The organism is Bacillus sp. ISL-75, from assembly GCF_018613095.1.
Window position 1 is genome coordinate 1 of record NZ_JAGGQX010000055.1, and the last position, 9,968, is coordinate 9,968.

Here is a 9,968-nt window from a genome sequence, read left to right on the forward strand (position 1 = left end):
TTGATATAGTGTTGACATACCAAGAATTGAATAAAAGACGAAAAGAAATATGGGGTTCATCTATTGATAGAATGAGGGCTTTAATTCCAAAGGCAATGGAACGACTGGAAAAGGAAATAGATATGGAAAATGGTTGGAAAATAGCGCTTGAAATAATTAAAATTTCAGGAATTGAAAATCAACATATACAAAGTATTGGTCATGATGATGTAGACAAGATTATTACTGAAGAGGCTGAAAAAAAGACTACAGAGGAATTGTTCTCCACTGTAAGTGATTTTTCTAAGGGTGAAATATTAAATGAATACCAGAAGAAACTAGAATTATAGTAATCCCTTATTTATTATGTATTAAATAAGTAGGAGCAAATTGTAGCCGTGCAAAATATAAGATGCACGGCTGTTAAGTGTTTCTGGCAATTAATTGATGTGTGTTTTGGCAGTATGTTTATTAAAATTTATGAATCAATACTCAAGGAAAAATTGTATAAATGCTTATATTTATACAGTTAATTTCTCTGGAATGGTATTCTTATATTCGAAGTGTTTGCCCATGTTCAATTAGACCTATTTAGAAATCCGCTATCTCAAAAGATAGTGGATTTTTTTATTTAACTATCAAAAAGTACATGAAGAGGGGTTAGGTTTCTTTAATTTTACACTTGAAATAACAAACGCGATGACAAGAACAATTGTGGCAAATATATACGGCATATCGATATTGATATCAAATAAAATACCGCCAATAATTGGTCCGAGTATGATGCCTAAGCTTGTGTAAGCCGAGTTCATACCAGCAATATACCCCTGATTTTCCCCAGCGATTTTCGATAGAAATGATGTAACAGCGGGGCGTAAAATATCACAAGAGAAAAACGCAATGCTAGTAATAACGATCATCATCCAATAACCATCTACTAAAATGGTAATAAATATAAAAATGGCAGTAGACAGTAAGGATAAATTAATAAGCATTCGTTCTCCGATTAAATTGACCAACTTATCAAAGAATAAAATTTGGGCTACAACCCCAGCAATTGAGCCAACGGTGATAATGATTGAGATATCACGTACAGTAAATCCAAACTTTTCATCGACGAATAAACTAAACATCATTTCATAAACAGCAAGTCCAAATGCTAGTACGAATACAATGAGTAGCGGGGTGAAATACTGTGGATGAAATGATTTTTTAAATTCTTGAATGAATTGTGGTCGTACAGCTGATGCACGATTTTTTTGTAATTGCTCTTTTGAAATAGACTCGTCTAATAAAGAGAAAATAACAATTGCAGCAATCAATGAAATGGCAGCAGCAAAGAAGAATGGAGCACGTATGCCGAACTCTGCAATAAACCCGCCAATTGCTGGTCCAATAATAAACCCTGAACTAATCGCAGCAGATTGGTAGCCTAATACTTTTGCGCGATTCGCCAGCGTTGTTTTATCTGCAATATACGTAATAACAGCTGGCATAATAAAGGCGTTACTTACACCACCGAGTAGTCGGCTGACAAATAGGAGCCAAGTTTCATTAGCAAAGCCAAATAGTACCTCTGAAAATGAAAATAACAAAAGACCGATGACTATCATTTTTTTGCGGCCGATTGAATCGACCCAAACACCTGTAAAAGGGGAAACAAGCAACTGAGCAAATGCCATTGCAGCGTACAAGTAACCAACAAAGGCACCACTCAAGCTTAGTTCCTCCGCAATAGAGGGTATAACCGGTACGGCAAGTCCGATCCCTACATAAGCAATAAATAAACTAGATAATGCAAGTGCGATTGACACTTTTTCTTTTCGATTCATGATATGATTGATTTCCTCTAATTGATTGTAAGACAAATCGCAATCCTATTGTTGGATTTCGAAATGGATGCATTCACTTTCTTCATTGTTTCTAAAACGTTGCGCAGGCTATCTAAATCGATCAGTGCATAATGTTTCTCCGCAAACTCTTCGTCGCTTCTTCGATTAATGGTCTGATAAGTGAGACCTTGCTCTGCCAACACGATGAAAAATTCACGATGATTGTTTGGATTGCTCTCACGCGTAATGAAATTTTGAGCTTCAAGCTTGGCGAGTACCTGGCTTACTGCACTTTTGAAAATGGCAAATTGCGTCGCGATTTCATTGTAATACGTGGGTGTTCCATCACATAAAACAAAATGGTTTCTTGTTGTGCTGTTAAATTGTAATCATTAAACTTTTGAGCGTTTTTGTTGTACATGACGTAGTTCCATACTAAAAGCATAACGATTGGAATTTAAATAGCACTCAGGACACCTACAAATTACGTCACTTAGCTTTAAATACATAGGAAAGCTATATATAAACTTTAGCTTTTTACTTGATTCCCTTTAAAATACCAAACAACTACAGGAATAAGTAACAATGATAAAACGGCTCCAGAAATTGATAGTATCGTATAACTAGAATGTGCGACAACCAATCCTGACAAGGCTCCCCCTGCTGCTCCTGATAGTGCTACAAAGACATCGAATGTTCCTTGTGTTTTCGCACGTACAGATGGATGTGTTGAATCTATAATGAGAGCAGTTCCCGTTAATAAACCAATGTTCCAACCTACACCTAGTAATACTAGTGCTAGGATTAGCAATAATAATGAGTCTACCGGTGCAAAAGCTGCCACCAATCCAGCAGCAAGGAGTGTAGCACCTGAAGCAATAGCCATAGTAGTGCGACCAAACTTATCTACTAATAAACCAGTCAATGGTGAAGGAAGATACATCGCTGCTATATGGAACCCTATAACTAATCCCACTTCGCTCAAACCATGACCGTGATGTCCCATGTGAACTGGTGTCATTGTCATAATAGCTGTCATGATTAGTTGAGCTAAAATCATTATTACAGCTCCAACCATAATTCCTTTTTTGTTTATGGTAGGACTTTTTAGACTTCCTCCTGTCTGAACTTTATGGTCTTTTTTCTCAGCATTCGCAATTGCTGTAGATACAAACAGTGGATCTGGACGAAGAAAAATTAAGAGAATTAATCCAGCAATAATAAAAGCTGCTCCTGACATGATAAACGGACCAGCTAAATTTGGAACACCAATTGATTCTGCAAATTCTCCCAGTGGAGTAACTAAGTTAGGACCTACTACAGCTCCTAAAGTAGTAGAAACCAAGGCCATACTTGCAGCAGTTGCTCGTTGTTTCTCATTTGCAAGGTCTGTCCCTGCATACCGAGCTTGAAGATTAGAAGCCATACCTGCTCCATAAATAAGAAGGGCAACAAATAAAAGGGAAATGCTGTTGATTAAAGCCGCAATTACAACACCAATAGCACCTAATCCACCTATAAGGAAACCACCTGCAAGTCCAGATCTACGACCAAAACGTTGTGAGGATGCTCCTATAAGTACGGCAGCTACGGCAGATCCAAAAGTAAAGAGGGCAATTGGAATTCCTGCTGCATTTTCTGAACCTAACATTTCTTGTGCAAGAAGCGCCCCAACTGTTATCCCAGCACCAAGTCCTGCTCCCCCAAAGATTTGTGAAAGAATCAAGATTTTTAATGTTTTTTTATAAAGTTGGTTTTGTTTTTCTGGTAAATCAATATATTCTTGTAACCATAAAGGCTGCTGTGTTGATGTATTTTTACTTTTTCTTGCCATGAACTCTACCTCCTAACAAAATATCTTTATGGTTTTCGTGTTTATTTGTCAGCCTTTGAACAATTTATTTATGTTATTTCATATGTTCGTATCTCTTTATATTTATAATTAGAAGAAGCCCACAATTCAATGGTAGATAATTATGAGCTTCTTCCGTTCACTAATTTTCCAATGAATACAACTATATTTTTATAGTATTCATATTACATTTTATAAGCTTCACCATCTTCTGGTACTAAAATATTACTTGAGAATCCTTTTTCTTTACTAAAGTTTTTTAATTCTTCTCTAGATAATGTCCAATGGTTAACAGCTTCCATATGAACAGAAATAATCTGAGCATTAGGAGCAGCCTTGTGAACTTCATAGATGTCTTCTTTTCCCATGATGAGCGAACCTAATTCTAATCTTTGATTGTCTCCACCATTAACCACAATGATTTCTGGTTGATGTGTATGAATCTCGTCTTTGATAGCATCTTGCCAAACTGTATCACCAGCTACATATAAGACTTTCTCACTTGGGTGCTTGAATACTACTCCACAAACTTCACCCATTAATTTTAATAACTCTTCGCCTCTACCATGTTCACCTTTTGTTTTTAATAATTGGATACCTTCAAAAACAGTGTCTTGTTGTAGTACTTCTACATTTTTGAAACCACTTGCCTTTACTTCTTTTGCATCTGCTTCATTTTGAACAAACATTTTGATATCTTTAGGCAATAGGTTTTTTGCCACATCATCAAAGTGATCAAGATGTAAATGAGTAACAATTACTGCATCTACGCCATCCAGAATGTTATCAATTGATGTTGGCAAACTCACCACAGGATTAAACAGATCTTGTCTGATCGTAGCAGGGAAAGCAGGGTACGTACCTTTCTCTGCTAACATAGGATCTATTAAAAATTTTTTATTTGCATATTCTACAACAATTGTTGCATTTCGAATTTGTGTAATATTCATATTTACAACTCACTTTTCTTTTTATTTGTCTTAGTTTGACAGAGTTAAGTGTATAATATCAGCAGTGTTCAAATACATAGATAAAATAAAGTGTTTTAACTCTTTGACTTTATTTTCGAAAGGAATTAACGTTCAAATAGATCAAACAGATAAAAAAATATAGTGAAATTATGTAACAAAAGCCGATTACAATGAAAGAACTGGGAGAGAGTACATTTAACATGGCCAGCAGCTGCAGCCTAGTAGAGAAGCTAGAAGATAACGGAATTATTGAGGGGGATAGCGTTAAAGTAAATCAAGAAAAAATAGGGTACTTTATGTATACCTTCATCAATATCTATATTTATGGCAAAAACAATTCCTGTACATGGTCTTACATGGACCAAAAACAGGCTATCTTGATTTTTATCAGATGGAAATATTTATATCGAAAAACAAGATAAAGTATAATGATTAAAGGGTGTCCAGAAATTATTTTTTCTGGACACCCTTTTTTAAGTTGTTGAAACATCCTTCTTGTGAAAGTAAAGATGTTATGTTCCCAAAGGAAGTTCTTTTATCTTAAAAATGTCTCTGTTTTTTTCACTGTTGCATAGATGCCATTTAATGCGGCCATAAATGCGTAGTGAACATGCTCAGCAGGAACGAGTTTATCTTCAATTTGTAATGTTGTTGTTGCACAAGCATCTTCTACCACTTGGCATGCATAACCATGTTCAACTGCAGAACGAACTGTTGCATCAATACACATATGGGACATCATACCGCAAACGATTAATTCTTTAACCCCTTGTTCTTGTAGCTTTTCATGTAAATCTGTATTGAAAAAGCTATTCGGCATATGTTTGACAATGACTGTCTCTCCCTCTAATGGACGTACTGACTCATGAATTTCGACACCTTCTGTATTTGGATGGAAAAAATGAGCCATGTTACCTTCTGTGATATGCTGTACGTGAAAGATTGGTGCGCCTGTTTGTCTGAAGTGCGTTAGCAGTTTAGCCGCATTTTGTGCTGCTTGTTCAGGGTTTGTTAAAGCCATCTTTCCATTTGGAAAATAATCATTTTGAATATCTATCACTAATAAAGCTGTTGTCATTTTCTTCACCTCTTAAAATTTTATATAGTATAAGGATATACAAAATTCATTCAATTTTCGATGGTCTCATGAAATACTATCATTCAAAACTATTTCACTATGAAAGGAGTTACTATGCAAATTGATTCAATTGATTTTCAAATTCTACAATTATTAAATAACAACGCTCGGATACAATGGAAAGAAATCGGTGAAAAGATTCATATGACAGGACAAGCGGTAGGCAATCGCATCAAAAAAATGGAGGATAATGGCATCATACAAGCATATTCGATTGTGATTGATGAATTGAAGGTGGGGCTTCCTTTTACAGCCTTTGTCATCTTTTTCATGAATGCATATAGGCATGATGATTTATTGGGATTTATTGCTATTCGTAATGAAATTAGCGAAGCACATCGTGTTTCAGGAGATGCATGTTATCTTCTGAAGATAACAGTTCGTTCACAAGAAGCTTTAAATCACTTTTTGAATGATTTATTGAAATATGGAAACTATCAACTTTATTTGTCTATTAAGGAAGTGAAAAAGTGTTATAATGCGTCATTAATGTCTGCTGAATAACATTTTTGTTATCATCATGTATCAATGTAAAGACCGTTACTAAGTTATGTATAAAAAAGCCCTAGCTTGGTAAATTTTCATGTCCGAGCTAGGGCTTTTTTAGAGAAGACATACATCATGTTATATGACCAAGCATCTCCGTTTTATAAAGTAAACTATTTACTAATAACAATCGACACTTTATAGTTTACATATTTGTTTAAGTCATTTAAAAATTGATCTAATACTTCGTTTGAGGGGAATTTACATTCAAGCAAATAGCAACCGTCTCCGCTAATTTTATAATTGTTTATTACATAGTTATCTTGTGTTTCTATAAAAGCCAAATAGGGTTGATGATGGATATTTTTAGTATAAATATTTAGAAATGCATGTATAGCAAAGCCTAATTTCACATGATTCACTTCGATACTACATCCTCTTATTATGCCATTGTCTAATAACTTTGTTACCCTTGAAGTGGTTGCTGGTGCAGTAAGATGTATTTTTTCCCCTAATTCTTTCATTGTCAGGCGGCTATTTTTAGACAATTCGTCTAGTATTTTTTTATCTGTTTCATCAATCATACTCTTGTGTCCTTTCTGAATAATAGGATGTGTTTTACATAATTTGTTCGATGTTCACTTTTTTATGCTTGCTTAAAAACTTTAAAAATAAAGTGAAAACGTGAAATAACTTTATTTTCTCTATGTAATTATCGATTGAGAAAATATATGCTTATTACCATACAAAATCAAAAGAGGAATGTACAGCATTTAATAAGGGACGGCAAAGCTTATTTATTGATTTTGTATAAGTTTTAAAAGAAAATTCATTTTTTTAGAGGTGACATGATGAAAAAATTTGATATATCTGTTTTATCAGTTGCTCCATTAAGACAAGGAGAAACAATGAAACAAGGGATTGATTCTGCAGTGTCATTGGCCAAAGTTGTAGATAAAATGGGCTATAAACGGATTTGGTTTGCAGAGCATCATAATCACGACGCTTATGCAAGTGCAGCTACCGTATTAATGGTGCAGCATATATTAGCAAATACAAAGGACATTCGCGTAGGTTCAGGGGGTATTATGCTGCCAAATCATTCTCCATTGGTCGTAGCAGAGCAATTTGGAACGCTTGAAACATTATATCCAAATCGTGTAGATTTGGCATTAGGGCGCGCACCAGGAACGGATCAAAAAACTGCCGATGTGATTCGTCGTTCAAATCATAATGGGGTGTTTTTCTTTGAACAAGAAGTAAAAGATATTTTGCGTTATGTAGGAAATGAGAGCGTGCAAGGAGAGGTTCGTGCTTATCCCGGTATTGGAACAAATGTACCAGTTTTTGTGTTAGGCTCCTCAACGGGTTCAGCTAAAATCGCTGCAAATCTGGGTCTACCTTATGCATTTGGTGCTCAATTTTCACCTCATGCGATGGAAGAAGCGCTCGCTATTTATCGAGAAAATTTCCAACCGTCTGCTTATTTACAAGAGCCTTATGTGATGGCTTGTATTAATGTGATTGCAGCAGATTCAATGGAAGAGGCAACATTGATTTCTGCAAGTCATTTGCAGGTGTATATCGATATATATACAAATAATTTAAGTCAGCTTATTCCACCAACTAAAAACTTCCTTGAATCGTTATCACAAGTTGAATTAGAAATTCTTCATCATCGACTAGGGTATACAATCATGGGTGATGCAGAAACAATTCGTCGTGATATAATTGAATTCCAACAGACTTATCAAGTAGATGAAATCATTGTGATATCTAATATTTACGAATTGAGCAAGGAAATTCATTCTTATGAGATTTTAAAACATGTTGTGGATGAGTTATTTGAATAAAGAATGGAGCTCCTTTAGAAGTGCGAGTCAGTTGCAACAGCCTATGATCTTCAACAATCGGGCGCTTTAGTTGAATAAGCATGGGTATTTTTGACCACATTCTGACCACCAAACATATATAAGAGTATATTATCAAATTTTTATTAAACAGAAAAAAAGCCCGATAAATCAGGCTTCCAGTAAATCATCTTATTCCTAGTTTCTTCATTTTTAATATATAAATAAAAGAACGTAAAAAATACGGTCTTAAAGCTTCCTATTGTGGAAAAGGGTAAGGAAAAGTGCCCTACCCAATGATCATAAAAAATGCTCATAATTTTGCTCATAGTCTTTTTTTCTTCTGTTTTGAAATATTTTAATTGAAAGATGAAAACCCTATTATATCAATGATTTTATTATCTATTTTCTTCTATTGTATACCTTGATGAATGGGCGGCATGATGTAATAAGGGGTTAAAAACCTTGTTATATCAAGTCTAAAATGATAATATGCTTTTCTTGTCCTCGGATTTGTCCTCGGTTTCTAAAAAACACCGAATCCATGACAAAAGAAAAGTTAACTATAGGAGAAGGTCTTTCATCAGTTTGCTAAACTGTTGGGAGGCCTTTTCTTCCATATTGGCAGTCATATGAGCATAGATATTCATTGTCGTATTAATATCTGTATGTCCAAGCCGCTGTTGTATTTCTTTAATGCCAACTCCAGCTTCAATCAATAATGAAGTATGGGTATGTCTAAATGAGTGTGGTGTAATGTTCTTTTCTATTCCTGCTTTTTTCAGAAGCCTTTTAAGTCGGGTATCAACAACTTTTCTTAATTGTGGGTGTCCATCCTCTCGAGCGAAAATAAATCCGTTATCTTGGTAAACAAGTCTGTTTTTTAATTTGATCTCATTTTATTTAAGCCGATGCTTCTTTAACATGTTTATCAGCATTTCATCAATCCTGATTGTTCGGACAGAGCCCTTTGTCTTTGGCGTTAAAAGCTGATATTTTTCAAAATGATTGTTAGGGTTATAAAGAGTTTTAGTAACTCTAATAGAACCTTGCTTTTCATTAAAATCCCCCCATTTTAAGGCCAATAATTCACCTATTCGTAATCCGGTATAGGAAAGGACCGTGAAGACAAGATGATCCATTTCAAGCCCGTCTGTATAGGATAATTTAAGAAAATGGGCAAGCTCTTCTTTTTCAAGAAAGACAATATCCTCTTCTGCTTTCTCCAGTTCTTCAACACTTTGCTGCTTTTTAGGCATTTTGAAATCCTCAGTAGGATTATTTTTTATCAGGCCTTGAGTTAATGCTTTCCGAAAAATCATTCTTCCACAAGCATGAATACCATCCATATAATTTTGGCTGTATTTTTCGTTTAATTCCAGAATCCTTTCTTCATACATTTTCTTAGTAATGCGGCTGATTGGATAAGGTCCCCAAACAGAGGTAAAATGCTTCATTTCCTTTTCTCGGGCTCTTACGCTACTAATCTTGACGCCACTGCGCCCATATGTTTTAAGCCAGCCCTGGGCGAATTGCTCAAAAGATATATCAGATTCTTTGATAAAGGTGCCATTTTGAATTTCTAGTTCTACAAGGCGTGCTGCTGCCTTTGCTTCTCGTTGTGTTTTAAAGCCACCTTTAGATATCTCCTTGCGTTTTTTAGTGAGTGGGTCCAGCCCTAAATAAATATGGTAACTCCATGTTTTCCCTCGTTGTCTGAATTTTGCCATGTTAGCTTAGCTCCTTTTTTATTTTTCAATATAAATTTCAAAAAGTTCATTTAAAGATTTATCAATTTCTTCCTTTTCTTTTGGCGGGCGGCGACTCTTTACTTGTTCCACTACCATGAAAATTAACTTC

At 35.1% G+C, this 9,968-nt stretch carries 11 protein-coding genes; 3 read left to right on the top strand and 8 right to left on the bottom strand.

What is annotated here, in order from left to right:
• Positions 1–329, top strand: a 329-nt coding sequence (locus tag J7E63_RS21960) for a hypothetical protein (RefSeq protein ID WP_215016504.1), incomplete at its 5' end; no start/stop codon positions are given.
• A 288-nt stretch (positions 330–617) separates the two neighbouring features.
• Here J7E63_RS21960 and J7E63_RS21965 read toward each other — a convergent pair.
• The 5 genes from J7E63_RS21965 to J7E63_RS21985 all read right to left on the bottom strand — a co-directional run bounded on the left by J7E63_RS21965 (position 618) and on the right by J7E63_RS21985 (position 5,712).
• Positions 618–1,811: an MFS transporter gene (locus J7E63_RS21965; protein WP_215016512.1), complete on the bottom strand. Its 1,194-nt coding sequence runs from the start codon at positions 1,809–1,811 to the stop codon at positions 618–620.
• A gap of 17 nt (positions 1,812–1,828) precedes the next feature.
• A complete protein-coding gene (locus J7E63_RS30600) occupies positions 1,829–2,131 on the bottom strand; it encodes a MarR family transcriptional regulator (RefSeq protein WP_215016514.1) in 303 nt (100 codons plus the stop codon).
• 209 nt (positions 2,132–2,340) lie between these two features.
• A complete protein-coding gene (locus J7E63_RS21975) occupies positions 2,341–3,645 on the bottom strand; it encodes an MFS transporter (RefSeq protein WP_215016506.1) in 1,305 nt (434 codons plus the stop codon).
• Positions 3,646–3,848: 203 nt separating this feature from the next.
• A complete protein-coding gene (locus J7E63_RS21980) occupies positions 3,849–4,613 on the bottom strand; it encodes an MBL fold metallo-hydrolase (protein ID WP_215016508.1) in 765 nt (254 codons plus the stop codon).
• Positions 4,614–5,169: 556 nt separating this feature from the next.
• Entirely contained in the window at positions 5,170–5,712 is a 543-nt protein-coding gene (locus J7E63_RS21985; RefSeq protein WP_215016510.1) for a cysteine hydrolase family protein, read from the bottom strand.
• A gap of 114 nt (positions 5,713–5,826) precedes the next feature.
• Between J7E63_RS21985 and J7E63_RS21990 the strand changes: the two genes are divergently transcribed.
• Positions 5,827–6,276: an Lrp/AsnC family transcriptional regulator gene (locus J7E63_RS21990; RefSeq protein ID WP_214713537.1), complete on the top strand. Its 450-nt coding sequence runs from the start codon at positions 5,827–5,829 to the stop codon at positions 6,274–6,276.
• Between the two features lie 155 nt (positions 6,277–6,431).
• Here the strand turns inward: J7E63_RS21990 and J7E63_RS21995 are convergent, their stop codons facing one another.
• On the bottom strand, positions 6,432–6,842 hold the full coding sequence (locus J7E63_RS21995) for an Lrp/AsnC family transcriptional regulator (RefSeq protein ID WP_214713536.1): 411 nt from the start codon (positions 6,840–6,842) through the stop codon (positions 6,432–6,434).
• A gap of 267 nt (positions 6,843–7,109) precedes the next feature.
• Between J7E63_RS21995 and J7E63_RS22000 the strand changes: the two genes are divergently transcribed.
• Entirely contained in the window at positions 7,110–8,111 is a 1,002-nt protein-coding gene (locus tag J7E63_RS22000) for an LLM class flavin-dependent oxidoreductase (RefSeq protein ID WP_215016516.1), read from the top strand.
• Positions 8,112–8,671: 560 nt separating this feature from the next.
• Here the strand turns inward: J7E63_RS22000 and J7E63_RS30605 are convergent.
• Positions 8,672–9,001 (bottom strand): tyrosine-type recombinase/integrase, encoded by a 330-nt coding sequence (locus tag J7E63_RS30605; protein ID WP_374193780.1) that lies wholly within the window; start codon positions 8,999–9,001, stop codon positions 8,672–8,674.
• A 6-nt stretch (positions 9,002–9,007) separates the two neighbouring features.
• Positions 9,008–9,838 (bottom strand): site-specific integrase, encoded by an 831-nt coding sequence (locus J7E63_RS22005; protein ID WP_374193779.1) that lies wholly within the window; start codon positions 9,836–9,838, stop codon positions 9,008–9,010.
• Between the last annotated feature and the right edge of the window lie 130 nt (positions 9,839–9,968).

What these genes read in the sequence shown, in the direction of transcription:
- J7E63_RS21965 (WP_215016512.1), bottom strand. Translation starts at nt 1,811, where the DNA reads ATGAATCGAAAAGAAAAAGTGTCAATCGCACTTGCATTATCTAGTTTA.
- J7E63_RS21975 (WP_215016506.1), bottom strand. Translation starts at nt 3,645, where the DNA reads ATGGCAAGAAAAAGTAAAAATACATCAACACAGCAGCCTTTATGGTTA.
- J7E63_RS21980 (WP_215016508.1), bottom strand. Translation starts at nt 4,613, where the DNA reads ATGAATATTACACAAATTCGAAATGCAACAATTGTTGTAGAATATGCA.
- J7E63_RS21985 (WP_215016510.1), bottom strand. Translation starts at nt 5,712, where the DNA reads ATGACAACAGCTTTATTAGTGATAGATATTCAAAATGATTATTTTCCA.
- J7E63_RS21990 (WP_214713537.1), top strand. Translation starts at nt 5,827, where the DNA reads ATGCAAATTGATTCAATTGATTTTCAAATTCTACAATTATTAAATAAC.
- J7E63_RS21995 (WP_214713536.1), bottom strand. Translation starts at nt 6,842, where the DNA reads ATGATTGATGAAACAGATAAAAAAATACTAGACGAATTGTCTAAAAAT.
- J7E63_RS22000 (WP_215016516.1), top strand. Translation starts at nt 7,110, where the DNA reads ATGAAAAAATTTGATATATCTGTTTTATCAGTTGCTCCATTAAGACAA.
- J7E63_RS22005 (WP_374193779.1), bottom strand. Translation starts at nt 9,838, where the DNA reads ATGGCAAAATTCAGACAACGAGGGAAAACATGGAGTTACCATATTTAT.